This window comes from Porphyrobacter sp. AAP82, from assembly GCF_000331285.1.
In the GTDB taxonomy this organism is placed as follows: Bacteria; Pseudomonadota; Alphaproteobacteria; order Sphingomonadales; family Sphingomonadaceae; genus Erythrobacter.
Map to the genome: position 1 here is coordinate 15,174 of NZ_ANFX01000026.1, position 24,814 is coordinate 39,987.

At 68.5% G+C, this 24,814-nt stretch carries 25 protein-coding genes; 7 read left to right on the top strand and 18 right to left on the bottom strand.

Going from position 1 to position 24,814, the window contains the following annotated elements; genetic code table 11:
* Nucleotides 1-28: 28 nt before the first annotated feature.
* Complete coding sequence (locus D620_RS0108115; protein WP_155800082.1) at nucleotides 29-940, top strand: energy transducer TonB; 912 nt, start codon at nucleotides 29-31, stop codon at nucleotides 938-940.
* 22 nt (nucleotides 941-962) lie between these two features.
* Here D620_RS0108115 and D620_RS0108120 read toward each other — a convergent pair whose 3' ends face one another.
* The 6 genes from D620_RS0108120 to D620_RS16405 all read right to left on the bottom strand — a co-directional run bounded on the left by D620_RS0108120 (nucleotide 963) and on the right by D620_RS16405 (nucleotide 8,492).
* Nucleotides 963-2,255, bottom strand: a complete 1,293-nt coding sequence (locus D620_RS0108120; RefSeq protein ID WP_017665301.1) for a DUF445 domain-containing protein — start codon at nucleotides 2,253-2,255, stop codon at nucleotides 963-965.
* Between the two features lie 59 nt (nucleotides 2,256-2,314).
* Nucleotides 2,315-5,857, bottom strand: coding sequence for an efflux RND transporter permease subunit (locus D620_RS0108125; RefSeq protein WP_017665302.1), 3,543 nt, complete (start codon nucleotides 5,855-5,857; stop codon nucleotides 2,315-2,317).
* A gap of 78 nt (nucleotides 5,858-5,935) precedes the next feature.
* The gene (locus tag D620_RS0108130; protein ID WP_026092045.1) at nucleotides 5,936-7,123 is read right to left on the bottom strand and encodes an efflux RND transporter periplasmic adaptor subunit; all 1,188 of its coding nucleotides are present in this window, start codon (nucleotides 7,121-7,123) and stop codon (nucleotides 5,936-5,938) included.
* Nucleotides 7,124-7,298: 175 nt separating this feature from the next.
* Nucleotides 7,299-7,571, bottom strand: coding sequence for a GlsB/YeaQ/YmgE family stress response membrane protein (locus D620_RS0108135; RefSeq protein WP_033376497.1), 273 nt, complete (start codon nucleotides 7,569-7,571; stop codon nucleotides 7,299-7,301).
* Nucleotides 7,572-7,701: 130 nt separating this feature from the next.
* A complete protein-coding gene (locus tag D620_RS0108140; protein ID WP_017665305.1) occupies nucleotides 7,702-8,001 on the bottom strand; it encodes a DUF1153 domain-containing protein in 300 nt (99 codons plus the stop codon).
* The gene (locus tag D620_RS16405; RefSeq protein WP_017665306.1) at nucleotides 7,998-8,492 is read right to left on the bottom strand and encodes a hypothetical protein; all 495 of its coding nucleotides are present in this window, start codon (nucleotides 8,490-8,492) and stop codon (nucleotides 7,998-8,000) included. Before D620_RS16405 ends, D620_RS0108140 begins: the two co-directional genes overlap by 4 nt.
* Nucleotides 8,493-8,583: 91 nt before the next feature.
* On the opposite strand from D620_RS16405, the gene mnmA reads away from it, so the two are divergent.
* Nucleotides 8,584-9,759: a tRNA 2-thiouridine(34) synthase MnmA gene (gene mnmA / locus D620_RS0108150; protein ID WP_017665307.1), complete on the top strand. Its 1,176-nt coding sequence runs from the start codon at nucleotides 8,584-8,586 to the stop codon at nucleotides 9,757-9,759.
* A 127-nt stretch (nucleotides 9,760-9,886) separates the two neighbouring features.
* Here the strand turns inward: mnmA and D620_RS0108155 are convergent, their stop codons facing one another.
* The gene (locus D620_RS0108155) at nucleotides 9,887-10,240 is read right to left on the bottom strand and encodes a hypothetical protein (protein ID WP_017665308.1); all 354 of its coding nucleotides are present in this window, start codon (nucleotides 10,238-10,240) and stop codon (nucleotides 9,887-9,889) included.
* 35 nt (nucleotides 10,241-10,275) lie between these two features.
* Here D620_RS0108155 and D620_RS0108160 point away from each other — a divergent pair, with 35 nt between their 5' ends.
* Nucleotides 10,276-11,421: a serine hydrolase domain-containing protein gene (locus D620_RS0108160; protein WP_017665309.1), complete on the top strand. Its 1,146-nt coding sequence runs from the start codon at nucleotides 10,276-10,278 to the stop codon at nucleotides 11,419-11,421.
* 104 nt (nucleotides 11,422-11,525) lie between these two features.
* Here D620_RS0108160 and D620_RS0108165 read toward each other — a convergent pair whose 3' ends face one another.
* Both D620_RS0108165 and pdxH read right to left on the bottom strand, forming a co-directional pair.
* Complete coding sequence (locus D620_RS0108165; RefSeq protein ID WP_017665310.1) at nucleotides 11,526-12,320, bottom strand: PhzF family phenazine biosynthesis protein; 795 nt, start codon at nucleotides 12,318-12,320, stop codon at nucleotides 11,526-11,528.
* Between the two features lie 12 nt (nucleotides 12,321-12,332).
* A complete protein-coding gene (gene pdxH, locus D620_RS0108170) occupies nucleotides 12,333-12,989 on the bottom strand; it encodes a pyridoxamine 5'-phosphate oxidase (RefSeq protein WP_017665311.1) in 657 nt (218 codons plus the stop codon).
* A 139-nt stretch (nucleotides 12,990-13,128) separates the two neighbouring features.
* Here pdxH and D620_RS0108175 point away from each other — a divergent pair, with 139 nt between their 5' ends.
* Genes D620_RS0108175 through D620_RS0108190 form a run of 4 tightly spaced genes read left to right on the top strand, consistent with a single transcriptional unit; the run spans nucleotide 13,129 to nucleotide 16,922 of the window.
* The gene (locus tag D620_RS0108175) at nucleotides 13,129-14,124 is read left to right on the top strand and encodes a DnaJ C-terminal domain-containing protein (protein ID WP_017665312.1); all 996 of its coding nucleotides are present in this window, start codon (nucleotides 13,129-13,131) and stop codon (nucleotides 14,122-14,124) included.
* Nucleotides 14,125-14,150: 26 nt separating this feature from the next.
* Nucleotides 14,151-15,062, top strand: a complete 912-nt coding sequence (locus tag D620_RS14950) for a YihY/virulence factor BrkB family protein (RefSeq protein ID WP_017665313.1) — start codon at nucleotides 14,151-14,153, stop codon at nucleotides 15,060-15,062.
* Nucleotides 15,063-15,869 (top strand): enoyl-ACP reductase FabI, encoded by an 807-nt coding sequence (gene fabI / locus D620_RS0108185; protein ID WP_026092049.1) that lies wholly within the window; start codon nucleotides 15,063-15,065, stop codon nucleotides 15,867-15,869. It begins immediately after the preceding gene.
* A 39-nt stretch (nucleotides 15,870-15,908) separates the two neighbouring features.
* Nucleotides 15,909-16,922, top strand: a complete 1,014-nt coding sequence (locus D620_RS0108190) for an NAD-dependent epimerase/dehydratase family protein (RefSeq protein WP_017665315.1) — start codon at nucleotides 15,909-15,911, stop codon at nucleotides 16,920-16,922.
* A gap of 134 nt (nucleotides 16,923-17,056) precedes the next feature.
* Here D620_RS0108190 and D620_RS0108195 read toward each other — a convergent pair whose 3' ends face one another.
* The 9 genes from D620_RS0108195 to D620_RS0108235 all read right to left on the bottom strand — a co-directional run.
* Entirely contained in the window at nucleotides 17,057-17,602 is a 546-nt protein-coding gene (locus D620_RS0108195; RefSeq protein ID WP_017665316.1) for a hypothetical protein, read from the bottom strand.
* A 434-nt stretch (nucleotides 17,603-18,036) separates the two neighbouring features.
* Nucleotides 18,037-18,558 (bottom strand): demethoxyubiquinone hydroxylase family protein, encoded by a 522-nt coding sequence (locus D620_RS0108200; RefSeq protein WP_017665317.1) that lies wholly within the window; start codon nucleotides 18,556-18,558, stop codon nucleotides 18,037-18,039.
* Between the two features lie 22 nt (nucleotides 18,559-18,580).
* Nucleotides 18,581-19,033, bottom strand: coding sequence for a disulfide bond formation protein B (locus D620_RS0108205; RefSeq protein ID WP_017665318.1), 453 nt, complete (start codon nucleotides 19,031-19,033; stop codon nucleotides 18,581-18,583).
* Between the two features lie 11 nt (nucleotides 19,034-19,044).
* Nucleotides 19,045-20,409, bottom strand: coding sequence for a S41 family peptidase (locus tag D620_RS0108210; protein WP_017665319.1), 1,365 nt, complete (start codon nucleotides 20,407-20,409; stop codon nucleotides 19,045-19,047).
* A gap of 132 nt (nucleotides 20,410-20,541) precedes the next feature.
* Entirely contained in the window at nucleotides 20,542-21,759 is a 1,218-nt protein-coding gene (locus D620_RS0108215) for a murein hydrolase activator EnvC family protein (RefSeq protein ID WP_017665320.1), read from the bottom strand.
* A gap of 7 nt (nucleotides 21,760-21,766) precedes the next feature.
* Nucleotides 21,767-22,189: a 23S rRNA (pseudouridine(1915)-N(3))-methyltransferase RlmH gene (locus D620_RS0108220; protein WP_017665321.1), complete on the bottom strand. Its 423-nt coding sequence runs from the start codon at nucleotides 22,187-22,189 to the stop codon at nucleotides 21,767-21,769.
* Nucleotides 22,190-22,423: 234 nt separating this feature from the next.
* Nucleotides 22,424-22,867 (bottom strand): ribosome silencing factor, encoded by a 444-nt coding sequence (rsfS, locus tag D620_RS0108225; protein ID WP_017665322.1) that lies wholly within the window; start codon nucleotides 22,865-22,867, stop codon nucleotides 22,424-22,426.
* Nucleotides 22,868-22,957: 90 nt separating this feature from the next.
* Nucleotides 22,958-23,638 carry a nicotinate-nucleotide adenylyltransferase gene (locus D620_RS0108230; RefSeq protein ID WP_017665323.1) on the bottom strand — a complete coding sequence of 227 codons (681 nt, stop codon included), beginning with the start codon at nucleotides 23,636-23,638 and terminating at the stop codon, nucleotides 22,958-22,960.
* A gap of 4 nt (nucleotides 23,639-23,642) precedes the next feature.
* Nucleotides 23,643-24,814 (bottom strand): glutamate-5-semialdehyde dehydrogenase (locus D620_RS0108235; RefSeq protein ID WP_017665324.1); only part of this gene is annotated, 1,172 nt, incomplete at its 5' end.

A 24,814-nucleotide genomic window follows, 5' to 3' on the forward strand; every position in this document is an offset into this window, starting at 1 on the left:
GTCTCGTATGACTGCCGGAGGTTTTTTCATGGGTTCGCCGCTTCTGCCATCACTGCTTCTCGCGCTCGCGCCTGCGCCTGCGCAGCCGGCTGAACTGCCCGGCGAGGTCGCGAACATCCCGGGCGCGGTGCGGCTTGCGCCGGTCAGTGAATGGGGCGTCGATTATGATGAACAGCGGTGCCGGTTGCGCCGCCTGTTCGGCAGCGAACAGCAGCCACATCTCCTCGCCATCGAACAGAGCGCTCCGGTCGCCAAGTTCGCGCTGACCATCGCGGGCAATCAGCTTCCCGATCTCGACGGGCGGATCTTCATGCAGCTCGGGCTGGAGAGCGACCGGCCGATGATGATCCCCCACCTGCGCCTTGGCGGCACACTCGACGGGTTCGGCCGCGCGCTGATCTGGCCGAGCGTTACCATGACTTCGCCTGCCTATGGCGAGCCCGGGCAGGGCGACCGCGCGGCGATCCAGTCGGGCATCAGCCTCAACAGCAGCCGCAAGGTTGAGCGTATCGTCGTACGCGGGCAGGACAAGGAGGTGCTGGTGCTGGAGACGGGCAATATGCAGCCCGCCATCCGCGCACTGAATGCCTGCACGGTTGATCTGATCGCCTCTTGGGGGCTCGATCCGGCCCAGCACCGATACTATACGCCGCCGCGCTGGGTGAACTTCAAGCAGGTTCGCGAGCGGATGATCAACGACAATTTCGGCACCGAGCGCGGCACCGAGGATCAGGCGGTGGTCGAATTTCGCTTCATCGTCGAAACCGATGGCAGCGTGTCGGACTGTGTGCGGATCAACGCTACTTCCGTCAATTCGGTGCGGCCGCCGGTCTGTTCGCGGGCGCGGATGGCAAGGTTCGAACCGGCGCTCGATGCCAACGGCCAGCCGATGCGCTCGTTTATCGTGAGCGCTTTCAGCTATTTCGTAGATGCATCCTGAGACGCCCGGAGCGCGGCCCCCCTCACATCACCCCACCCAACCCATGCAGCGCCATCCCCACCAGCCCGCCCACGAGCGTGCCGTTGATGCGGATGAACTGCAAATCCCGTCCCACGGCGCCTTCGACGCGGTCGGTGATGGTGCGGGCGTCCCAGCGCTTGACCGTCTCGGACACCAGCCGGACGATCTGGTCGCCGTAGCGGGTGGCGATGCCGACAGCCGTGCGGCGGGCGAAGCGGTTGATCTGGTGTTGCAGCCGCGCGTCGCGCTGGAGCGCCTCGCCCAGTTCGCCGAGCATGTTGCGCATCTCCGCGCCCATCTGGCTTTCGGGATCGCGCGCGCGGCGGATCAGCGACTGGCGGATGCGTTCCCACACCCCCGTCCACCACACCGCCACGGCCGGGTTGGCGATGAGATCGCGCTTCATCTCCTCGACCCGTTCGCGGGTGGCGGGATCGTGCTGCAAGTCCTGCCCGAGCTTCGCCAGCCCCTCCTCGATCTTGCCGCGCAAGGTATGGTCGGGATTGACCAGCACCTCGGCGAGCAGCTTGTAGAGCCCGTCGAGCACGCTTGCGGAGATGGTCTTGTCGATCCCCGCCCAGCGCAGCACGCCCGCGACGCGCTGGTGGATGATGTCGCGGATCGTCTCCTCGTTGTCCTCGAGCGTCAGGCCCGCCCAGCGCACGAAACCGTCGATCAGCGGCTGGTGGCGCCTGTCGGTCATCGCGCTCTCGATCATCCGGCCCGCCAGCGGCGCGATGTCGAGCTTGGCAAGCTGGCTGGCGAGGCCGGAGCGGACCTGGTTGCCGAGCCGGTCGGGATCGAGGCTTTCGAGCACCTCGGCGAGCAGTTCCGCGGCTCCGCTGGTGATGCGCGAGCGTTCGTCGACGCCGCCGCGCCCGGGCGACGCGGCCAGAAACTCGCCCGCCGCCTTGGCGATGTTCATGCCGCTCATCCGGCGTGCGACAACCGCGGGGGTGAGAAAATTCTCGCGCAGGAAGGCCGCCATGGTGTCGGCGATGCGGTCCTTGTTTTCAGGGATGATCGCGGTGTGCGGGATCGGCAGGCCGAGCGGATGGCGGAACAGCGCGGTGACCGCGAACCAGTCGGCAAGCCCGCCGACCATCGCCGCTTCGGCGAAGGCGTGAACATAGCCCCAGGCGGGATGGCCGGTCGCCGCGAGGCCGTGGGTGGCGATGAAGATCACCGCCATCGCCGCCAGCATCCCCGTCGCCGTCCAGCGCATCCGCCTCGCGCGGTCGACCGTGAGCGGCTGGCCGCCGAGCGTCAGGGGCCTCAGGGAACGCGTCGCCATGGCAGGGCTTTAGACCGCTTCCGGCCCGTCCGTCACCCCGTTTCGGGCCGGCCGGGCCGTCACTCGGCCGGTTCGTGCCCTGCCGGGGGCAGCTTGCCGAGGCCCGGGAAGGCGCCGGGCAGCGGCGCATCGGCAACCGGTCCGCCCGCGGTGCTGCCGTCGTCGCCCGGCTTGTAGGTGAGCAGCCGCGCGCGCAGCCACGGACCGGCACGCTTCTCGAAGCTGTCGGCAAGGCTGAAACCGGCGGGCACGATCAGCAGCGTCAGCAGGGTCGAGGCGACCAGGCCGCCGATCACGACAATGCCCATCGGCTGGCGCCATGCGCCGTCGCCTTCGAGCGAGATCGCCACCGGCACCATCCCGGCGGTCATCGCCACGGTGGTCATCACGATCGGCTGGGCGCGCTTGTGCCCGGCATCGAGAATCGCCTCGAACTTGCCGACGCCCTTGTTCATCTCCTCGATCGCGAAATCGATCAGCAGGATCGAGTTCTTGGAGACGATCCCGAGCAAGAGCAGGATGCCGATATAGACCGGCATCGAGTTGGGCTGGCCGAGCAGCCAGATCAGCAGCACGCCCCCCAGCGGCGCGAGCGCGAGCGAGGTCATGTTGACCAGCGGGCTCATCAACCGCTTGTAGAGCAGCACCAGCACCGCAAACACCAGCAGCACCCCGGCGATGATCGCGATGATGAGGTTCTGGACCAGCTCCTGCTGCCATTCCTCCTCGCCCACCACGTCGCGGATCACGCCCAGCGGCAGGTTCTGGAGCACCGGCAGGGCATCGATCTGGGCCTGCGCCTCACCCTTGAGCACGCCCGCAGCCAGGTCCGCGCCGACCAGCACGCGGCGGTTCTGATTGTAGCGCTGGATCGCGGTCGGGCCCGAACCGAAGGTGATGTCGGCAACGCGGCTCAAGGGCACCGACCCGCCGCCCGCGACCGGCACGGGCAGGTTTTCGATGGTGCGGAAATCGGTGCGGGATTCGCTCGACAGGCGCACCACGATCGGGATCTGGCGGTCCGACAGCGAGAAGCGCGCCGCGTTCTGCTCGATCTCGCCCAGCGTGGCGATGCGGATCGTCTGCGACAGGGCGGCGGTGGTGACGCCCAGTTCGGCGGCGATCTTGTCGCGCGGGGTGATGATGATTTCGGGGCGGTTGAGGTCGGCGCTGATGCGCGGGGCGACGAGGGACTTCAGCCCCTTCATCTCCTCGACCAGTTCGGTCGCGGTCTTCTCCAGCAGCACCGGATCGGACCCGGCGAGCATCACCGTCATGTCGCGGCCCGAACCGAACCCGCCGCGCTGCGACTGGAAGCGGACGCGGGCATCGGGGAATTTGGCGAGCTTGGGCGCGATGTCGCGCTCGAACTCGATCGAGGTGCGCTTGCGATCGGGCGAAAGCTTGATGAAGATCGTCGAGCTTTCGCCGAGGCGGATGCGCTCGAGCAGCTGGATGACCTCGGGCTCCTTGTTGAGCTCGGCGGCGACCGCATTGACCACCCGCTTGGTCTCGGCGAGCGTGGTGCCGGGCACCAGCTCGATCTCGACGCGGCTGTTTTCGGTATCGATGTCGGGCTGGAACTGTCCGGGGATCTGGCCGAACAGCAGGATCGTCACCAAGAGCGAGAACCAGCCGATGCCGAGCATCCAGATGCGGTGGTCGTAAAAGCGCGCCGTCATCCAGCGCAGGCTGCGCGAAAAGCCGCTGTTTCCGCCCGCAGGTGCCTCGATCGCCTTGAAGGTGACGAAGGCGGCAAGGAAGGACAGCGCCGAGATGGTGAGCACCAGCACCACCTCGAAGACCTTGGCGACCAGCTTGTTGACCATGCCGTTGGTATCGGCCGAGACCGCCGCGGCGATCTGCTTGTGGATGTCGAGCCCGAGCAGCCCCTTCCACGCGCCGCCGCTGAAGGCGCCGGTCGCCAGTTCGAACATCGCGACGGCCGGGACGAACAGCAGCACGATCACCACCAGCAGCAGGCCGGAGACGTAGAAGAAACGGTTGCCCGAGCCTGTCAGCCCCGCGCGGCGGGCGGCCATCTTGCCGGTATCGAGCGTCCAGGCGAGCACGCGCATGTAGGTGTCGATCCAGCGCCCGCCACCATGCTCGGTCTCGCCGTGGGCCTTGAGGAAATAGGCCGCCATCAGCGGCGTGATCATGCGCGCCACGGCGAGCGACATGAGCACCGCGACCACCACGGTGATCCCGAAATTCTGGAAGAACTGGCCCGAAACGCCCGGCATCAGGCCCACGGGCAGGAACACCGCGACGATGCAGAAGCTGGTCGCCACCACCGGCAGGCCGATCTCGTCGGCAGCATCGATACTCGCCTGGTAGGCGGTCTTGCCCATGCGCATGTGCCGGACGATGTTCTCGATCTCCACGATCGCATCGTCGACCAGCACGCCCGCCACCAGCGCAAGCGCGAGGAGCGAGAGGAAATTGAGGTTGAACCCCAATTGGTCCATGAAAAAGAAGGTCGGGATCGCCGACAGCGGGATCGCGACCGCGCTGATCGCGGTGGCGCGCCAGTCGCGCAGGAAGATGAACACCACGACCACGGCAAGCACCGCGCCTTCGACCAGCGCCCACATCGAGGATTTGTACTGGCCGCGCGTGTAGGTGGTGGTGGTCGAGAGCTTGATGAACTTGACGCCCGGATTCTCGGTCTCGATCTTGTCCATCTCCTTGAGCGCGGCGTCATAGACCGTGAGGTCCGATGCCCCGCGCGCGCGGTTCATGAAGAAATTGACGACCTCCTTGCCGCCCACCTCGCTGATCGAGGTGCGCTCGGAATAGCCATCCTTCACCGTGGCGATGTCGGCCAGGCGCACGGTGCGCCCGCCGCCGAGCTGGATCTGGGTCTGCGAGAGCTGGTAGGCGGTGTCCGAATTGCCGAGCACGCGCAGCGACTGGCGGGTGCCGCCGACTTCGGCGAGGCCGCCCGCCGCATCGAGGTTGCTCTGGCGCAGCGCCGCGTTGATCTGCGAGGCGGTGACCCCGAAGGACTGCATCCGCGCCGGATCGAGGATCACCTCGATCTGCCGGTCGACCCCGCCGAAGCGGCCGACCTCGGCCATGCCGGGGATCTTGAGCAGCCGCTTGGCGACGGTATCGTCGATGAACCAGCTGAGTTGTTCCAGCGTCATGTCGTCGGCCTCGACCGCGACGTAGCCGATCGCCTCGCCCACCACGTTGACCTTCTGGACGCGCGGTTCGAGGATGCCGTCGGGCAGGCTCCCGCGCACGCCGTCAATGGCGGTCTCGACCTCGTTGACCGCCTCGATGAGGTTGGTGCCGATCTCGAATTCGACGAAGGTCTGCGAGGCACCCTCGCGCGCGGTCGACTGGATCGAATTGACCCCGTTGATCGAGCGCAGCGCGCTTTCGACGCGCTGGGTGATCTGGTTCTCGATCTCGGTCGGCGAGGCGCCGGGCTGGGCGATGTTGACGATCACCGCCGGAAAATCGACATCCGGGTTGTTGGTCACGTCCATGCGCAGGAAGCTGACGATCCCGGCGAACAGCAGGCCGGTGAAGAACACCAGCGGGATCACCGGGTTGCGGATCGACCAGGCCGAGATGTCGCGAAGTGCCATGATATTCCTGCCTGCTGGTGCGCTGCTGCTCGTCTCCTGCCAGTTACGCAAGGGCGCGCGGCAGGGATGGACGCCTTACTACTTCTGGACCTGCGGGTTGACCGTCTCGCCCGGATTGAGGAACCCGCCGGCGCGCAGCACCACCTTTTCCGAGCCCGTCAGGCCCTCGGTGATGGCGATGCCGTTGGCGGTGACGGCCCCGGTCTTCACCGCGCGGCGGGTGACCTTCTTGTCCGCTCCGACCACATAGACGAAGCTGCCGTTGGGATCGGCGAGCACCGCGCTTTCGGGGAGCACGGTGGCGCGGTAGCTGCCGCTGCTGATGCGCGCGGTGGCAAAGCCGCCGGGACGCAGCGCCGGGTTGAAGGCGAGCGCGATGCGCGCGGTGCCCTGGCGGGTCTGCTGGTCGATCGTCGGGGAGATCTGCCACACCTGGCCCTGGAAGGTCTGGTCCGACCCGGTCGGCGTGATGCTGGCGATGGTCCCGACCGACATCTTGGCGAGCTGTTCCTCCGAAAGCTGGGCGAGCATCTCCATCTCGCCGCCGCTGGCGATGGTGAAGAGAGCGGGCGAACCCGCGCCGACCGTCTGCCCGCGCTCGACCGCACGGGTCAGGACATAGCCGGTGGCGGGCGCGATGATGTTGAGCCGCTGGTTGCGCGCGCGCTGTTCGCGCAGCTGCGCCTCGGCAACCTTGACGCGCGCCGCAGCCGCATCGCGGGTCGCAGTCAGGCGGTCGACATCGGCCTTGGAGACGAACCCGCGCGCCACCAGTTGCAGCGCGCGGTCGAGATTGGCCTGGGCGAGACTGGCATCGGCCCGCGCGACCTGGATCTGCGCCGCCTGCGCCTCGGCCTGCTGGACCTGCACCGAACGGTCGATCACCGCCAGCACCTGGCCCTGGCTCACCCAGTCGCCCGCATCGACGGTGACCTGGATCACCTGCCCGCCTTCGCCGACCACGCCGACCGGCATGGGGCGGCGCGCGGCGAGGGTGCCGGGGGCCTCGATCTCGCCGGTGACCATGGTGGTGCCCGGGGCCACGACGGTGACGGCAGGGGCCTGCGAATTGTCGTCATCGGCAGGCGCGGGCTCGCCGCCGGCCAGCGCGAACCACAAGGCGACCGCCAGCAGCAGCCCGAACACGCCGAGCCCGCCAAGGATCAGCCAGCGCGGGATCGCAGGTGCGGCAAGGCTGCGCGCGCCGGCATAGTCCGTCGTCACCCCGTCAGCGGCCTCGGCCTTGATCGTCGTCTCGTAATTCATCGCCATTCCTTCACCCGGGCTCGACCCGTGCTGCCGGCAGCTTGCGCCGGCCCGAGTGTATTACTTGCCTAAGTCACCAACTGCAATGCCTGATAGAAGGTCGCACCTTTGTCCGCAATGCGCACATCGACGGGTGACTTTCCCTCTAGACGAAGGGTGGGGGGGGCGGGCACCCTCAGCGCATCCGTCCGCGCTGCACGAGGTTGAGGATCCCGAGCAGAACCACCGCCCCGATCAGCGCGCCGGCCACGCCAGACCAGTCCGGCGGCCATGCGCCGATGGTCCCGCCGCCGGTGAGGAAGCCGAGCAGGCGGTTGCCGATGAACGAGCCGACAATACCGACCGCGATGTTGGCGATCGTCCCCATGCTCGCGTCGCGCCGCATCACCAGACTGGCGAGCCAGCCGATCACGCCGCCCATGATGATGAACCAGATGAACCCCAGCATGCGCCCCTTTCCCTGTGTGCCGCGCGCCGCGGCGGCGCGCCGGGGGACAAGGTGCCGCGAATCGGCGACGGCCCGCAACGCCTTAAGGGCGGAGCGGGCCGTCAGCGGGTTCGGGTGTGACTTTCGGGCGTCAGTATTTGAGCTGGCGCTCGTAGAGGTCCCGGTAATGCTGGATCTTGGTGACGCGCAGGCCATGCATCCCCGAACGGTCGACTGCGCGCTGCCACGAAGCGAATTCCTCGAGCGTCAGGCCATAGCGGGCCAGCGCCTCGTCGAGAGTCAGCAGCCCGCCGTTGACGGCAGCCACGACCTCGGCCTTGCGGCGCACGACCCAGCGCTTGGTATCGGGAGAAGGCAGGTCGGCAAGGGTCAGCGGCTCCCCGAGGGGGCCGATCACCTGGACGGGGCGGAAATCCTGGTTCTCAATCATCGCATGTCTCTCGCAGCGCCGCGGGGCGCGTCGGAACGGGGTCCATTCGCAATCTCCGGGCGGTTTGCACTGGCTGCCTCGACCATTGCACCTGGGCGTTTAGATTGTCCTAAAGCGTCAGGGTTAATATGAGGTTCGCTATCTTCGATAAGTGCGAAATAGCTGGCCGCGGCATCGCCGAAACTCGCCGCGACCGCTCCGATCGGGGCCGCGCTCTCGGTGCGCAGCAGCAACCGCAAATCGCGCGCGGCATTGAGCCTGGCGGTCAATTCGCTCCATTCCACCGCCCGCAGCGCCTCGCCGTTGCGGCGCACCTGGCGCAGGCCGAATCGCTCTGCACCGCCGCCCATGGCAGTGGCACGCAGCAGCGCCCGCTCCTCGGCGGAAAGACCACCGGCAGGCGCCTCGGAAGGCGCGGAGATTGGCTTGGCTTTCTCGAACATCATTGCCTCTGATAACCCGAGTGCGTCAAAATCCGGTAAAACCGCCATTTACCCCGGCTTAGGATTAGTCCGGCCCAGACCGGCAAGATTGCCGCCCACTGGCGCGCGGGGGGGAGCATCGCTATATGCGCGCCGCCCCATGACCACGCCCGCACTCTCCGACACTGGCCTCATCGCCCCCGCCGACGCCGCCGCGCTGTTCGACCTGCCGCGCCCTGCGGCCACATGCCGGATCGTCGTGGCGATGAGCGGCGGGGTGGATTCCTCGGTGGTCGCGGCGCTTGCACATGCCAGCGGCGCCGAAGTGATCGGCATCACGCTCCAGCTGTATGATTACGGCGCGGCGACGGGTCGCAAGGGCGCATGCTGCGCGGGCGACGACATCCGCGACGCGCGCGCCGTGGCCGACCGGCTGGGCATCGCGCATTACGTCTTCGACCACGAAAGCGCCTTCCGCGAGGACGTGGTCGAACAGTTCGCCGACGAATATCTCGCCGGGCGCACCCCGGTGCCCTGCATCCGCTGCAACATGGGGCCCAAGTTCACCGACCTGTTCCGCATGGCGCGCGAACTGGGGGCGGATTGCCTTGCGACCGGGCACTATGTCCGCCGCGTCGCGGGCGCAGACGGGGGCGTTGAGCTGCACCGCGCCTTCGATCCCGCGCGGGACCAGTCCTATTTTCTCTACGGCACGACAGAAGCGCAGCTCGCCTACCTGCGCTTTCCCCTTGGCGGCATGCCCAAGCCGCAAGTGCGCGCGCTGGCCGAGGCGGCGGGCCTCAGGAACGCGGCCAAGCCCGATTCGCAGGACATCTGCTTTGTGCCCGATGGCAATTACGCCAAGATCGTCACCAAGGTCCGTCCCGAGGGCGCGGCCCCGGGCGCGATCGTCCACGCCGCGACCGGCGAAAAGCTGGGGACACACAAGGGCATCGTCCACTTCACCGTGGGCCAGCGCAAGGGCCTCGAGATCGGCGGGCAGCCCGAGCCGCTCTATGTGGTCGGCCTCGATGCGCCGTCGCGCGAGGTGCGGGTCGGGCCGAAGCGGATGCTCGCGGTGAGCGCGGCGCACCTCACCGAAACCAACCGCATCGGCCCCCTGCCCGATGCCCCGCTGACCGCCAAGGTGCGCAGCCTGGCGAGGCCCGTGCCGGTCACGCTCGAAGGGCCGCCGGGCGACGGCGCGCCGGTCACGATCCGCTTTGCCGAGCCGGAATTCGGCGTCGCCCCCGGGCAGGCCGCGGTGCTCTATGCCGGAGACCGCGTGGTCGGCGGCGGGTGGATCGGTTCGACTGAAAAGCTTTCGGTTCGCTAGCGCGAAAGCAGACCTCCCGCCCCGCCTCCCCACCCGGCCACCATACCGTAATGGTATTCTTGGTGGCCGGGTGGGGAGGCGGGGCGGGAGGTCTGCGCCACCGAAGGTGGCCGCAAACGAAGACCGCCTAGCCCTCCCAGGGCTCCAGCACGCAGCCGTAACCCCTGCGCCAGGTGGCCGTCGCGCTGGCAACCAGCGGGAAGCGCGCGGTGACGCTCTTCGTTTCGTCATCCTCGACCAGCGTGACCGCCTCCATCCCGGCGAGCTTGTCCTTGGCGCAATCGTCCAGCGGGCGGCCCGCGACATAGCGGCACGAACACGCCACCCGCGCCGAATAGGCCGCCGACACACTGCCGTAACCGTTGATTTCGCTGCGGAAAGTGAAGGCCGCTGCGCCGACGACGAGGGCGATGATGGCGAGCAGCCACAGGCCCCAGCGACGGCGGGGACGGGTGATCGCGCGAGCGGGTGATTTCGCCATTGCCAAGCCTTCATGCTTCGGGAAATGAGGGCGCGATGACCCTCCGAGCCGCCGTCCTTAACCGCGCCCTTCCCCTCACGCCAGCCCTGCTCGTGCTCGCCGGCTGCGGCGCGGCGCCGGTTGCCGATGCCCCGCTTTCGGACGAGGCCAAGGCTGCCGTCACCCGGGATGCGGGCGCGCCGAAGGACCGGCTGGCGCGCGAGATCGACGACCTTTTCACCAAGCCCGGCCTCGGCGAAACGCGCGCGGTGGTGCTGATGGTGAATGGCAAGCTCGCCGCCGAACGCTACGGCCCGGGCTACACCAGCGACACGCGGTTCATCAGCTGGTCGATGGCCAAGACCGTGACCGGCGTGCTGATCGGCATGCTGGTCTCCGACGGGCTGCTGGCATTGGACGCGCCTGCCCCGGTCCCGCTGTGGCAGCGTCAGGGCGATCCGCGCGGCGAGATCACCTTGCGCCAACTGCTCCAGATGAGGAGCGGCCTGAGGCACACCGAGGCGGGCGATCCGCCCTACGAATCGAGCGAGGTCCGCATGCTGTTCCTCGACGGGCGCGACAACATGGCCAAGTGGGCCGAGGAGCAGCCACTGGAGGCCGAACCCGGCGCCAGGTTCGAATATTCGAGCAACACCAGCGTCATCCTCGCCGATATCGCCGCGCGCGCGCTCGCGCCAAGCGACAAGCCCGAGGCGCGGCGCAAGGCGGTCGCCGAATACCTGCGCCAGCGGCTGTTCGGCCCGCTGGGCATGGCCGGCATGGTGCCCGAATTCGACGCCTCGGGCACCCTCATCGGCGGCTCGCTCATGCACGCCACCGCGCGCGACTGGGCCAAGCTCGGCGAATTCCTGCGCCGCAAGGGCCGCGCGCCCGGCGGCGAGCAGCTCGTGCCGCAGCGCTGGGTCGAGGCGATGGTGACGCCCAGCCCGCGCAGCCCCCACTACGGTTTCCAGATCTGGCTCAACCGCCCCGTCCCCGGTCGCGCGAGCGAAGACCACCCGCTGTTCCCCGACCGCGCACCGCAGAGCATGTTCAGCCTGATCGGCCACATGGGCCAATATGTGCTGGTCTCGCCAAGCCAGCAGGTGACGCTGGTGCGGCTCGGCCACTCCGGCACCGCGCAGCGCCCGCCGATGCTGCAACAGGCGGCCGACGTGCTGGAGCTCTATCCGGAGAGGTAGTTTTGTTTTCCGCGCGCCCTCCGGCGCGCGGTCCTCTCTAGACGCGCAGCAGAGCTGCGCCCGCTGCGGGCGCCCGTTCGGGCTTGCGATCGCTTCGCGACCGATCAGAGATAGAAGCTCCCCTCGACCACGGTCACGCAGGGCCCGCCGAGCCAAGCGCGGTCTCCGTCCAGCCGCAGCGTCAGATCGCCGCCGCGCTGGCTTGCCTGATGGGCGGTGAAGCTCTCGCGCCCGAGCTTCTTCGCCCAGAACGGGGTGAGCACCGCGTGGGCCGATCCGGTGACCGAATCCTCGTCGACCCCGCCGCCCGGGACGAACACCCGGCTGACGATGTCGGTCGCATCGCCGGGGGCGGTGCAGATGAACTGATCGGTGCCCAGCATCCCCAGCCCGCGAATGTCGGGATCGAGCGCGCGGACCTCGGCCTCGTTCCCGAACAGGAAGACGTTGTAGCGCCCCTCGCCCTGCCACACCTCGCGCGGCTGCGCGCCGAGCAGGGCAACCGCCTCGGGATAGTCACCCGGCGTCGTGGGGATGGCCGGGAGCGCCAGTTCGTAGGCATCGCCCACCTTCACGACCTCGAGAATGCCCGATTTCCGGGTGCGGAAGGTGATGCGCTCGCCGCCGTCCCGCTGGAGCAGGACATGCCCGCTCGCCAGCGTCGCATGGCCGCACAGCGCGATTTCGTAGGTCGGGGTGCACCAGCGCAGCTCCCAGTCCGCCGCGCCGGTGGTGTCGCGCACCACGAAGGCGGTTTCGGCGAAGAGGTTTTCGCCGCCGATCTTCACCAGCACGTCATCTGGCAGCCATTCGTCGAGCACCATGACCGCCGCCTGATTCCCGCCGAAGGGCTGCGCAGCGAAGGCATCGACGTGCCAGTAGGGGATTTTCTGGGGCATTTGCGCGGTTCCTCAAGGGTAAAGAAGCGTGTCCGACCACGGCCCGCCCGCGTTCTCGCGGGTGAACTCGCGGCGATCATGCAGCCGGTTGTCGCGATCGATCCAGAATTCGATTCGTCGCGGGGACAGAGTGAAACCTGTCCAGTGCGGCGGGCGCGGGACCTTGCCGGCCGCCTCGTGCTCGGCCCAGAGGGCTTGCACCCGGTCGAGATATTCGCGGCGCTCGGGCAGCGGGCGCGACTGGTCGCTCGCGGCGCTGCCGACCTGGCTCTTGTAGGGGCGCGAGTGGAAATAGGCGTCGGCGCGCTGGGGCGAGACCTCGGTGAGCGGGCCCTCGATCCGGATCTGGCGGCGCAGGCTCTTCCAGTGGAACAGCATTGCGGCCTGCATGTTGGCGCGGATCTGCGCACCTTTCCGGCTCTCGGCATTGGTGAAGAAGGTGAACCCGCCGCCTGCGATCTCGCCCGTGCCGTGGCCCTTCAGGAGCACCATCCGCACCGAGGGCCCGCCTTCGGGCGTCGCAGTGGCGAGTGCCACCGCGTTGGGATCATTCAATTCCCCCACCTGCGCGGCGGCGAACCACTCCTCGAACAACACGAAGGGATCGGCGCCCGCTGGCAGCACGCTATCGGCCAGCTGGGCATCATCGAGCGGGGTGGGATCGGACATTGGCCTGGTTCCTGATTTGCTGTGGCACAGCCCATAGCTACGCCCGCACGGCTGAGAAAGGCGCATCGGTTAACGCCGCCCTTCCGCCGACGAGCGTCCAGCCTTGCGCATGGCGACTGTCTCACCTAGCTAACTCACCATGCGCGATCTTTACGCCACGCTCGGGATCCCCCGGACCGCCTCCGAGGCGGACATCAAGAGCGCCTATCGCAAGCTGGCGAAGGAGCTCCATCCCGATCGCAACACGGACAATCCCAAGGCGGCGGAAAAGTTCTCCGAGGTGACCCGCGCCTATGACCTGCTCTCGGACAAGGCCAAGCGCGCGCAATATGATCGCGGCGAGATCGATGCCGACGGCAATCCCGCCAATCCCTTCGCGGGGATGGGGGCAAGGCCGGGCGGGTTCGGGCGCGGCGGCACCTATGGCGCGGGCCCGGGCGGCGCGCCGGGCGCGGGCGGGTTCGAGGGGTTCGGCGCCGACGATGTCGATCTTGGCGACCTGTTCGAAGGCCTGTTCGGCGGGCGCAAGCCGCAGGGCCCCGGCCCGGGCGCACGGCGCGGGTTCGGCCGCCAGCCTCCGCCGCCTCCGCCGAGGTGCGGCGCGGACATCCAGTACCGGCTCGCGGTGCCCTTCGTCGAGGCCGCCGCCGGGCGCGACCAGCGCATCACGCTGGCCGATGGCAAGGCGATCAACCTGAAACTCCCCGTCGGGGTCGAGGACGGGACGATGATGCGCCTCAAGGACAAGGGCCACCCCGGCCCGGGCGGCAATGGCGACGGGATCGTGATGGTCGAGGTCGGCAACCACCCCTTCTTCCGGCGCGAGGGCGACAATATCCGCATGGACCTGCCCGTCACCCTCGACGAGGCGGTGCGCGGCGCCAAGGTCAAGTGCCCGACGGTCGACGGGGCGGTGATGCTCACCCTCAAGCCGGGCACCAGCAGCGGCACGGTGATGCGGCTCGCGGGCAAGGGCTGGACGAAGAAGAACGGCACCGTCACCGATGGCAAGCACGAACGCGGCGACCAGCTGGTAACGATCGAGATCCAGCTGCCGGCCGATCTTGCCCCTTTGGAACAAAGGCTCGAAGGCTGGGTTGACACCGCCCGCCCGCGCGAAAAGTTCGGGCTCTGACGCCTGCCCAGCGAAAGGCCGTGCCCATGACCCGAACCGACAACCCGCCCCTGCCCGCAGCGGGCGCGGCATCCCCCTTCGCAGGGCGCGCCGGGCAGATTGCAAGGCGGGTCGCACGCGACACCTTCAACGACGGTTTCATCCACGCCGGGAACCTCGCCTATCTCGGGATGCTGGCGATCTTCCCGTTCTTCATCCTCGGCGCGGCGCTGTTCGATCTGATCGGCGGACGCGACAATGCCGAGGCGATGATCCTCTCGGTCGCGCTGGCCCTGCCCGGCTCGGTCGCCGAAACGATCGTGCCGGTGGCAGAGGACGTGGTCTATGCGCGCTCGGGCTGGCTGCTGTGGGCGGGGGGCGCCGTGGGCCTGTGGACGGTGTCGAGCCTGATCGAGACCATCCGCGACATCCTGCGCCGCGCTTACGGGACCAGGAACCGCACCGCCTTCTGGAAGACGCGGCTGTTTTCGGCCGGGATCATCCTTGGCGCGGTGGTGGTGCTGATGCTCTCGCTGTTCGCGCAGGTGCTGATCGGCGGCGCGCAGGAGGTGATCGATGCCGCCTTTCCCCAGTTCGGGCAGTGGATAAGCACCTTGCGGCTGTCGCGGATCGTGCCGGCGCTGGGCCTGTGGGGATCGCTGTTCGTGCTGTTCATCACCCTCACCCCGCCCGCCTTCCGCGGCCGCCGCTATCCCAAATGGCCCGGCGCGCTCTTCACGATGCTGTGGTGGCTGGGTGTCGCCGCCGCGCTGCCGGTGGTGCTGCGCAGCGTCTTCACCTATGATCTCACCTACGGCAGCCTTGCAGGCGCGATGGTGACACTGCTGTTTTTCTGGCTTGTCGGCCTCGGCCTCGTTATCGGCGCGGAACTGAACGCGGCACTCGCGCTCGAAGGGCGGGACCTGACCCCGAAAGACGCAGGCGAGGAGACAGTGTGAATGACTGGACTGATGAACGGCAAGCGCGGCCTGATCATGGGGCTCGCCAATGACAAGTCGCTCGCCTGGGGGATCGCCAAGAAGCTCGCCGAGCAGGGCGCCGAACTGGCCTTCTCCTATCAGGGCGAGGCGCTCGCCAAGCGGGTGATCCCGCTCGCCGCCGAACTGGGCAGCGATTTCACCTTCGAATGCGACGTGTCGCGGATGGATTCGCTCGATGCCGCCTTCGCCGTCCTGAAGCAGCGCTGGGAGACGATCGACTTCGTGGTCCACGCCATCGGCTTTTCCGACAAGAACGAACTGCGCGGCAAGTATGTCGACACCAGCCTCGACAATTTCCTGCTGACGATGAACGTCTCGGCCTATTCGCTGGTCGCCATCGCGCAGCGCGCCGCCGCGATGATGCCCGAGGCCGGCGGGGCGATCCTGACGCTCAGCTATTATGGCGCGGAAAAGGTCGTGCCGCATTACAACGTCATGGGGGTCGCCAAGGCGGCGCTCGAGACGAGCGTCAAGTATCTCGCCAACGACCTCGGCCCCAAGGGCATCCGCGTCAACGCGATCAGCGCCGGGCCGATCAAGACCCTCGCGGCGAGCGGGATCGGCGATTTCCGCCACATTCTCAAGTGGAACGAATACAATTCGCCGCTGCGCCGCAATGTCACGATCGAGGATGTCGGCGGGGCGGGGCTTTACCTGCTCTCCGACCTCGCCTCGGGCGTGACGGGGGAGACGCACCATGTCGATGCGGGCTACCACGTCGTCGGCATGAAGCAGGAAGACGCGCCGGATATCGCCCTTTCCTAGGGCGACTTTCTTAAGGCGCAGCGCGTAAGGAGCGCTGGCATGCGCACCGTTCTTGTCACCGGATCGGCCGGGTTCATCGGCTACCACCTTGCGGCCCTGCTGCTCGCAGAGGGGTTCCGGGTCGTCGGCTATGACGGCATGACCGACTATTACGATGTCCGGCTCAAGCAGCGGCGGCACCAGATGCTGCTCCAGCACCCGCATTTCCGCTGTGTGGAAGGCCTGCTGGAAGATTTCGAGAAGCTCCACGCGCTGGCCCTGGCAGAAAGGCCCGACGTGATCGTCCACCTCGCCGCCCAGGCGGGGGTGCGCTACAGCCTTGAAAACCCGCGCGCCTATGTTGATGCGAACCTTGTCGGCGCGTTCAACGTGATGGAATGCGCGCGCGAGCTCGGGGTGGAGCACCTGCTGATGGCCTCGACCTCGTCGGTCTATGGTGCGGTGACGGACATGCCGTTCCACGAAGGCCAGAAGGTCGATACGCCGCTGACGCTTTACGCGGCGACCAAGAAGGCCAACGAGGCGATGGCGCATTCCTACGCGCATCTCTGGAACCTGCCGACCACGATGTTCCGGTTCTTCACCGTATACGGCCCGTGGGGGCGGCCCGACATGGCGCTGTTCAAGTTCACCCGCGGGATCCTCGAAGGCACGCCGATCGACATCTACAATGGTGGCGAGATGTACCGCGATTTCACCTTTGTCGCCGATCTGGTGCGCGGCATCCGGCTGCTGGTCGATGCCGCACCGGTGCGGCCCGAGACGCCCGGGGACGTGCCCGAGGGCGACAGCCTCTCGCCGGTCGCGCCCTTCCGGGTGGTCAATATCGGCAATGGCGAGAAGGTTCGGCTGCTCGATTTTGTCGAGGCGATCGAGGCCGAGTGCGGGCGCGCGGCGATCCGCAACTATCTGCCGATCCAGCCGGGCGATGTGCCCGCGACCTGGGCCGATGCGACGCTTCTGAAAACGCTCACCGGCTACACCCCGCAGACCGGGTTTCGCGAAGGGGTGGCGCAGTTCGTGGCGTGGTACCGGGAGTATTACGGGGTCTGACGGGCTGCCCTGCGCCGCGGCGGCGAGGGTGGCGAAGGCGGGCTCGGCCTGACGGCCTCGGCGTGGCCGCTGGCGGGGAGCCCCACCTCCCAACCCCCTCCCCGAGGGAAGGGGAGATCAAGCGGGGCCAAACCTTACTTCGGCGGCGGCGAGAGCTGGGCTTCGCCGGGAAGTTCGGCCTGACGCTCGCGTTCGAGGCGCTCCATATATTCGCGCTCGATCATCTCGACGCGGCTCTGCTCGGCGGCAGCTTCGGCGTCGATGGTCGAGAGGCGTTCCTCGCGGGCCTTTTCGATCAGCAGGCCGAAGCGGACCGCGTCGGCTTCCGACTTGTCCTTGTAGGCGGCCTCGATGAACTTCTGGTTGCACCCCGTGAACCCGCCGGCGCCGGCGGGCGAACAGCTCATCGCGCCGAAATCGCCGACATACTTGATCTCCTCGACCTGCCGCGCGCGGGCGACGTTGGCCGGGTCTTCGGAATAGCGCAGGTTCGTGGGGATGCGGTAGCGATCCTCCTCTACGAGGATCTCGCACACCACGATTTCGCCGGGCTGGGCGACGGGGCATTCGGATTCGCTGTAGGCGATCACCATGTTGATCTTCTCGTCCGCGCTCTGGGCGGCAGCGGGGCTGGCGGCGGCAAGCAGGGCGAGAGCGGCGGGGGCAAGCAGGCGCTTCATGGTGCAGGTCCTCTGTGTCGCACGCAGGCGAGGCCGCAGCCATGCCCCCGCGCGGGAGGGTTTGTCTAGAGCCGGAGGGCTGAACCGGGCGTGAAGGCGGCGAGAAGGCGGGAAGTGCCGAGCACCCACCCCCAACCCGTCCCCAAGGGGAGGGGAGTGCTGGCGCGGCGCTCGCGGCACATGATGCGCCAAGCTCAGGCCAGGCCGACAAGCGCTGGTTTGGCCCGAAAGGCCGCTAGCGCACCCGCGCGAGCCGCAGGTGCGCCGCAGCGCAGCGAAGGGAACCGCACCGAGGACGTGCCCGCGCAAGGCGGACACGCAACCAAAAACGGCCCGCCAACGGACGGGCCGCAAGGCCGAACGGCGGCCCGCAGGTGCGCGTAGCGAAGCGAAGGAACAGCACCGAGGACGCGCGCCCGGAGGGGCGCGCGCAATCAAAGGCGCTCGCTGACCTTGATCGCGATCCTGCACCCCAGCCGGATCGCGCCGGCCAGCAGCGGATAGGCGGGCGCGCGTTCGGCACCGTTGGCGAAGGCGGCGTCGCGGTGTTCACGTTCTTCCTCGCGGAATTCGGCGATCATCGCGGCGAGTTCAGGATCGGCGCCGCTCGCTTCCAGAGCATCGAGCTGGTCGCTGTAATGCTTGTCGATCTCGGTTTCGACCGCGGCGGTGCAGGCCATCGCCGCTTCCGGCCCGAGCAGCGCGGTGCCCGCACCCAGCGCATAGCCCGCCGCCGACCAGAAGGGGTGGAGCGCGGTCGGGCGGACCCCGCGCCGCGCCAGCAGAGCGTCGAACTTCTTGCGGTGCTCGGCCTCCTGGGCTGCCATGTGGCGGATCTCGGCCGAGTGCGGCCCACGGTCGCCCATCACGGCGAGCTGGCCTTCATAGATGCGCGTCGCGCCGAATTCGCCGGCCTGGTCGACGCGGATCATGCGGTGGAGGTCTTTGCGGTCCATGGAAAACTCCTCGGGGGACGCCCTACCTGCGATACGCAGCCAGCGCCACCACGGCTGCACCGCCAAGGCCGGAGAAGAGGAAATTGAAGCCCGCAAGGCTCACCCCCCACAGCGTCCATTGCGGAATGTCGCAAGGCACGACCGGGCTGGCGAAGTCGAAGGCCGCACCGGCCGGGGCGTGGGCGGTGCAATCGGTGATGCCCTTCCACCAGCCATATTCTACCCCTGCGTGAAACAGCCCGATGCCGCCCGAGACGAGGATCGCCAGCCCCGCCAGCAGCACCAGCGGACGCGCCGCCGGTTTGACCGCGAAGGCCGCGAGGCCGAGCGCCATCGCCGCGAAATGCGGATAGCGCTGCCACCAGCACATCTCGCAAGGGTGGAGCCCGAAGCCGTATTGCGACACGTAAGCCCCGCCGAGCAGCGCAGCCGGAACCAGCACGGCCAGCGCGCGGGCCTTGCCCAGATTGTCCATGCGCCTTGTCCCTAGGGTTTCGCCGCGCGCTGGGTGCCCGGGCGGAGCGCGACGGTGCTCTTGGTCGTGCGGCGCAGGGTATCGGCAGCGTAGTTCAACTGGAAGTCCTTGATCCCCTGCGCTTCAAGCTGCGCGGCGGTGAGCTGGAAGCGCGGATCGGCGATCCTGTCGCCCTCCAGCTCCTCGTCCTTCAATCCGATCTCGTTGATGAGATGGCCGCGCAGATCGCTTTCGCGGGTCTGGTATTTCTGGCGCAACCGGAAATCGGGGTCGGAAATCTGCGGCACGGCAATGTCGGGCTTGATCCCGCCCTCCTGGACCGAGCGCCCCGAGGGGGTGTAGTAACGCGCCGTCGTCAGCTTCAAGGCGGCGTCCTTGCCGAGCGGGAGCAGCGACTGGACCGAGCCCTTGCCGAAGCTCCTCTCGCCCATGATCAGCGCACGGCGGTGGTCCTGCAAGGCCCCGGCGACGATCTCGGAGGCCGAGGCCGAGCCGGCGTTGATCAGCACGATGATCGGCACGCCTTCGGCCATGTCGCCGCGGTAGACGGTCTCGGCATCGTAGAGCATCGTCTCGCCCCGCGCGCGGCCGCGCTGGCTGACGATCTGGCCATTGGTGAGGAACAGGTCGGAGAGCGCGACCGATTCGTCGAGGCTGCCGCCGGGGTTGTTCCTGAGGTCGAGCACCAGTCCGCTCAGTCGCCCGCCCGGGGCCTTCTTCTTCAGCGATTGCCATTCGGCAAACACGTCGGCCCCGACATTGGCGGAAAATTCATTGACGGTGATAAGCGCGACATTGCCCGACAGAAGCTCGGAGGTCACCGGCTCCAGCTCGATCACGCCGCGCGTCACGTCCACTTCGAGCGGCTCGTCGCGGCCCTGGCGGTAGATGGTGAGGCGGATCGAGGTGCCCTTGGGTCCGCGCATCTGTGCGACCGCGTCATCGAGCTTGGTGTCGACGATCAGCTTGCCGTTCAGGTGCGTGATGAAGTCGCCCGCCTTGATCCCGGCGGCCTCGGCCGGGCTGCCGCGGAACGGCGAGACGACCTTGACCGCCCCGTCCTGCATCACCACCGACAGGCCGAGACCTGAATATTGACCGTCGATCATCGTCTCCAGGCGCTGGAGATCGCCCCCGTCGAGATAGGCCGAATGCGGATCGAGCGCGGCGAGCATCCCGTCGATCGCACCGCGGATCAGGGTGTCGTCATCGACCGGCTCGACATAGCTCGCCTTGACGCGCTGGAAGACCGCGAAGAGCTTGGCGAACTCGGGGGCGGCGCAGCCATCGACCTGCGCCATGGTGGCGGTGGTGGCGGGGATCAGCGCGACAGCGGTGACGAGCGCGGCGCTGCGCAGGAGAGCGGCGATGTTCATGGGCGTGGGAAGCCTCCTTTGTCACGCGAATGTATAGGTTCGGGCAGATGAACGCCAGATAACACGTGCCGCGTGCGCGGGGTGTGCCAGCACGGGGCGGCGGGCGGGGGTCTGCTTGGCAGCGGAGCGCACTTAACGCAAATATTGCAAGGGGTTGACGGGTTTGCCGCCCTGCCGCAATTCGATCGTCACCGGCTCTGCCCCGCCGGCCGCGCGGCCCACCGGGGAGCCGCCGATGACCGTGTCGCCCACCGCGACATCGACCCTTTCGAGCCCGGTGACGAGGCTGGTCCAGCCGCCCGGATGCTCGATGATGACGATTCGCCCGAAGCCGCGATAGGCGCCCGCGAAGGCCACCCGCCCGCGCGCCGGGGCAACGACCTGCGCTTGGCGAGCGGGCGCGAGGGTGAGGCCGGTCGAGGCAAGCCCGCTCGCGCGCCTTGCCCCGAAGCCCACCAGCGTGCGCCCCTGCACGGGCAGCTGGAAGGCGGGCGGGGGCGCGGCGGGAGCGGGTGCGGATTCGGCAGGAAGCGCCGCGGCAAGATCGGCAGGGCGCAGCACCGGGCCGGGAAGCGCGGCGAGCGCGTCGCGCAGCGCCGCCACTTCGCCAAGCTTGCCCACGAGGCCATCAAGATCGCGCGCTTCCTCGGCCAGCGCCAGTGCGCGTTCGGCCTCGCGCAGCGCCGCGCCCTGCGCGGTGCGCGAGGCGAGGCGCTGCTGCTGTTCGAGCGCGGCAAGCTGGCTGCGGCGCTGGAGCAGGTCGCCCTCCCCGCTGCGCAAAGCGGCAAGCGCCTGCGCGGCCTCGGCCTCGAGTGCGCGGCCGCGATCGAGATCGGCGCGCAGGGCCGCGGTGCGCTGGCGGATCTGCGGAACGGCGCTCGCCATGACCGCGCGGACGTGGACGACATCCTCCAGCGAGCCCGGTTGCAGCGCGGCGAGCGCCAGCGGGCGGCGCGCGGCGGTCTGGAGCGCCGCGGCAAGGCGCGCGGTCGGGGCCTGCTTGGCGGCGAGCCGGGCGGTGAGCCTGGCGCGCTGGTCCTTGGCGATGGCGAGACGCGCGCGCGCCGCCTCGATCCCCGCCTCGGCCTGCTGGATCCGCGCGGCGAGCGCGGCGGCTTCGCTGGCGGTCTTCTCGGCGGCTTCGGTCGCGGCCTCGGCCTCGGCGGTGAGCCTTTGCGCGCGCGCGTCGGCGAGCTTGCCCTCGCGGGTGGCGCGGGCGAGCGCGGCCCCGGCCTCGGCCGGATCGAGCAGCGCTGCCGCGGGGGCCGCATCGCTCTGCGGCAGGGCGAGCGTCAGCGCGGCGCCGGTGCCGGTCATGGCGATGGCAGCGAGGATCAGGCGGCGGCGCATGGGCCTCTCATGCCCGATGATAGGGATGGCCTGCAAGGATCGTGGTGGCACGGTAGAGCTGCTCCATCAGCATCGCGCGGGCCATCATGTGCGGCCAGGTGGCGGGCCCGAAGGCCAGCAGGAGGTCGGCCGAGGCGCGTTCGGCATCCGAATGACCGTCCGCCGCGCCGATCAGGAAGCGGGACTCGCGCACGCCCTCGTCACGCCATTTGCCCAGCAGCTGCGCGAAACGGTCCGAGGACATCGCCTTGCCGCGTTCATCAAGCAGGACGGTGCGGTGGGGGGTAAGCGGCTCGGCGGCCTTGCCCGCGCCGGTATCGGGCCATTCGGTAAGCTTGACCGGCCACGTCAACCGCCTGGCGTAACGCTCCACCAGCTCGCCCTCGGGCGACCGGCCGATTTTCCCGCGCGCGATGATGTGGAGGAGCATGACGCGGGTCCTTTTCTCTCGCGGCAAAAGGCTTCGCCTTTGCCTGCCGAGGGGGCGGCCTTACGGCCGGCGGGCGTTCGCCCTTGCGGCCTCTTCAAGGCCGATCATCGCGCTGGTCCGGCACGCAAAGCGGGCCGCGAGCGCACGCGCGCGAGCCGCAGGTGCCCGAGCCCGCAGGGCTCGAAACAGCACCGAGGACGTGCCCGCGGAGGCGGGCACGCAAACACGACGCCTCTAATTCCTACCCATCATCGAGGTTTCCGAACCTTCGAAGCTCCACATCCGCTCGAGATTGTAGAAGCTGCGCACTTCGGGGCGGAACAGGTGGATCACCACATCGCCCGCATCGATCAGCACCCAGTCGGCGGCCGGCAGGCCTTCGACGCGGGCGTGGCCGAAGCCGGCCTGCTTGATCTTCTCGGCCAGCTTCTGCGCCAACGACGCGACCTGCCTGGTCGAGCGCCCGCTGGCGATCACCATGTGATCGGCGATCGAGCTCTTGCCCTCAAGCGGGATCGAGACGACGTCCTGCGCCTGATCGTCGTCAAGCTGCGAAAGCACCAGCTGGTGCAGTTCGGCCGGACCCACCTCAGGCTTGCCCGCAGTCAGCGACTGGGCGAGCGTGGCGGCGGCCTGCGTGGCCCCCAGCGGAAGCGATGCGACAAAGGCCTCGTTCATCGGCAATCGGGTATCTCCTTGAGGACGGGCGATGGAAGCCGGCATGGCGCGGACCGGCCCCGGAAGCAGCCGAAACGCCGGTTGCGCGCTTCATGCGTCCTCCCATGACCGGATGCTGCGGAATGTCAGCCGATCGCGCACCGGTGCGTCATGATGTGCGCCGACCTTCCCTGCGCCGAGCAACTGCTCGGCCCACCCGGCATGAGCACGGCGGATCGCCGTGGCCGAGCGGTGGTCAGGATCGAAACGCAATAACACCAGGGCCGGTGCGCTCCATTGCCCCCTTGTGCGAAAACCGGCAGCGGGCACGATATAGCGCCGGAGCCAGGCCATGGCGGGGCTCGTCATGGCAGTGGCATCATAGCCGGGCCGCGCGATCACCGCAATCGGCATTGTCCGCGCGATCCGCCGCCAGCCCTTCCACAAATGGAACTGCGCGAGGTTGTCGGCCCCCATCAGCCATACGAAACGCCGCTTGGGATAGCGCCGCACAAGCTTGCGCAGGGTGTCGACGGTGTAGCGGGTATCAAGGTCGAGCTCGATCGCCGAAGGCACGATCCGCACGCGCCGCGCCTGCCGTTCCGCAGAGCGCAGGCGGGCCTTGAGCGATCCCATGTCGTCCTGAGGTTTCAAGGGGTTGCCGGGTGAGACCAGCCACCAGGTCTCCGCCAGGCCCAAGGCCTCGGCGGCAAACAGCGTGATGCGCCGGTGCCCGCCATGCGCGGGGTTGAAGCTGCCGCCGAGCAGCCCGGTCAGTTGCGGTTTCGCCATCGGGTTACGGCCGGATCTGCCCCTGCCCGCGCACCTGCCACTTGTAGGTGGTCAGCCCTTCCAGTGCGACGGGCCCGCGCGCATGGAGCCGCCCGGTGGCGATCCCGATCTCCGCGCCCAATCCGAACTCGCCCCCGTCGGCGAATTGCGAGGAAGCGTTGTGCATCACGATCGCGCTGTCGACCTCGGCGAGGAAGCGCTCGGCGGCGGCCGCGTCGGCGGTGACGATCGCGTCGGTATGGGCCGAGGAATGGCGCGCGACATGAGCGAGCGCCGCATCGAGGCCGTCAACACAGGCGACCGAAAGGATCGCGTCGAGATATTCGGTGTCCCAGTCATCATCGCTTGCCGGGATGATGCGCGGATCCAGCGCGGCGATGCGCGGGTCGCCGCGCAGCTCGCACCCGGCCGCGATCAACGCGCCGAGCAGCGCGGGTATGGCCGGGTAGGCGGCGTCGACGAGCAGCGTCTCCATCGACCCGCAGATGCCCGTGCGGCGCAGCTTGGCGTTCACTGCGATCGCCTCGGCCATGGCGGGCTCGGCGGCGGCGTGGATATAGGTGTGGTTGATCCCGTCGAGATGCGCGAGCACGGGGACGCGGGCATCGGCCTGCACGCGTTCGACCAGGCTCTTGCCGCCGCGCGGCACGATCATGTCGATGAGGCCGTTCGCGGTCAGCATCGCTCCCACGCAGGCCCGGTCCTGCGAGGGGACGAATTGCACGGCATCGGCAGGGACACCGCCGGCGACGAGACCCTCGACAAGCGCGGCATGGATCGCGCGGTTGGAATGGACCGCCTCGCTCCCGCCGCGCAGGATCACCGCGTTGCCCGCGCGCACGCACAGCGCGGCAGCATCGGCGGTGACGTTGGGGCGGCTTTCGTAGATGATCCCGATCGTGCCGAGCGGCACGCGGATGCGGCTGAGCCTGAGGCCGTTGGGCCGCACGGTGCTGTCGATGACTTCGCCGACCGGATCAGGCAGGGCGGCGACGGCCGCGACCGCGTCGGCAACGCCTGCGAGCCGCGCCTCGTCGAGCATCAGCCGGTCGAGCATCGCGCCCGAAAGCCCCCGCGCCTCGCCCGCGGCCAGATCGCGGGCATTGGCGGCGAGCACCTGCGGCGCGGCGGCGCGCAGGGCCTGGGCGGCGCGATCGAGCGCGGCGGCGCGGGCCG

Coding starts and splice junctions, on each gene's coding strand:
- D620_RS0108175 (WP_017665312.1), top strand. CDS start 13,129: ATGCGCGATCTTTACGCCACGCTCGGGATCCCCCGGACCGCCTCCGAG.
- D620_RS0108215 (WP_017665320.1), bottom strand. CDS start 21,759: ATGCGCCGCCGCCTGATCCTCGCTGCCATCGCCATGACCGGCACCGGC.
- D620_RS0108195 (WP_017665316.1), bottom strand. CDS start 17,602: ATGAAGCGCCTGCTTGCCCCCGCCGCTCTCGCCCTGCTTGCCGCCGCC.
- D620_RS0108205 (WP_017665318.1), bottom strand. CDS start 19,033: ATGGACAATCTGGGCAAGGCCCGCGCGCTGGCCGTGCTGGTTCCGGCT.
- D620_RS0108200 (WP_017665317.1), bottom strand. CDS start 18,558: ATGGACCGCAAAGACCTCCACCGCATGATCCGCGTCGACCAGGCCGGC.
- D620_RS0108210 (WP_017665319.1), bottom strand. CDS start 20,409: ATGAACATCGCCGCTCTCCTGCGCAGCGCCGCGCTCGTCACCGCTGTC.
- D620_RS0108160 (WP_017665309.1), top strand. CDS start 10,276: ATGACCCTCCGAGCCGCCGTCCTTAACCGCGCCCTTCCCCTCACGCCA.
- D620_RS0108165 (WP_017665310.1), bottom strand. CDS start 12,320: ATGCCCCAGAAAATCCCCTACTGGCACGTCGATGCCTTCGCTGCGCAG.
- D620_RS0108115 (WP_155800082.1), top strand. CDS start 29: ATGGGTTCGCCGCTTCTGCCATCACTGCTTCTCGCGCTCGCGCCTGCG.
- fabI (WP_026092049.1), top strand. CDS start 15,063: ATGACTGGACTGATGAACGGCAAGCGCGGCCTGATCATGGGGCTCGCC.
- D620_RS0108190 (WP_017665315.1), top strand. CDS start 15,909: ATGCGCACCGTTCTTGTCACCGGATCGGCCGGGTTCATCGGCTACCAC.
- rsfS (WP_017665322.1), bottom strand. CDS start 22,867: ATGAACGAGGCCTTTGTCGCATCGCTTCCGCTGGGGGCCACGCAGGCC.
- pdxH (WP_017665311.1), bottom strand. CDS start 12,989: ATGTCCGATCCCACCCCGCTCGATGATGCCCAGCTGGCCGATAGCGTG.
- D620_RS14950 (WP_017665313.1), top strand. CDS start 14,151: ATGACCCGAACCGACAACCCGCCCCTGCCCGCAGCGGGCGCGGCATCC.
- D620_RS0108125 (WP_017665302.1), bottom strand. CDS start 5,857: ATGGCACTTCGCGACATCTCGGCCTGGTCGATCCGCAACCCGGTGATC.
- D620_RS0108230 (WP_017665323.1), bottom strand. CDS start 23,638: ATGGCGAAACCGCAACTGACCGGGCTGCTCGGCGGCAGCTTCAACCCC.
- D620_RS0108140 (WP_017665305.1), bottom strand. CDS start 8,001: ATGATTGAGAACCAGGATTTCCGCCCCGTCCAGGTGATCGGCCCCCTC.
- D620_RS0108135 (WP_033376497.1), bottom strand. CDS start 7,571: ATGCTGGGGTTCATCTGGTTCATCATCATGGGCGGCGTGATCGGCTGG.
- D620_RS0108120 (WP_017665301.1), bottom strand. CDS start 2,255: ATGGCGACGCGTTCCCTGAGGCCCCTGACGCTCGGCGGCCAGCCGCTC.
- D620_RS0108130 (WP_026092045.1), bottom strand. CDS start 7,123: ATGAATTACGAGACGACGATCAAGGCCGAGGCCGCTGACGGGGTGACG.
- D620_RS16405 (WP_017665306.1), bottom strand. CDS start 8,492: ATGGCGGTTTTACCGGATTTTGACGCACTCGGGTTATCAGAGGCAATG.
- mnmA (WP_017665307.1), top strand. CDS start 8,584: ATGACCACGCCCGCACTCTCCGACACTGGCCTCATCGCCCCCGCCGAC.
- D620_RS0108220 (WP_017665321.1), bottom strand. CDS start 22,189: ATGCTCCTCCACATCATCGCGCGCGGGAAAATCGGCCGGTCGCCCGAG.
- D620_RS0108155 (WP_017665308.1), bottom strand. CDS start 10,240: ATGGCGAAATCACCCGCTCGCGCGATCACCCGTCCCCGCCGTCGCTGG.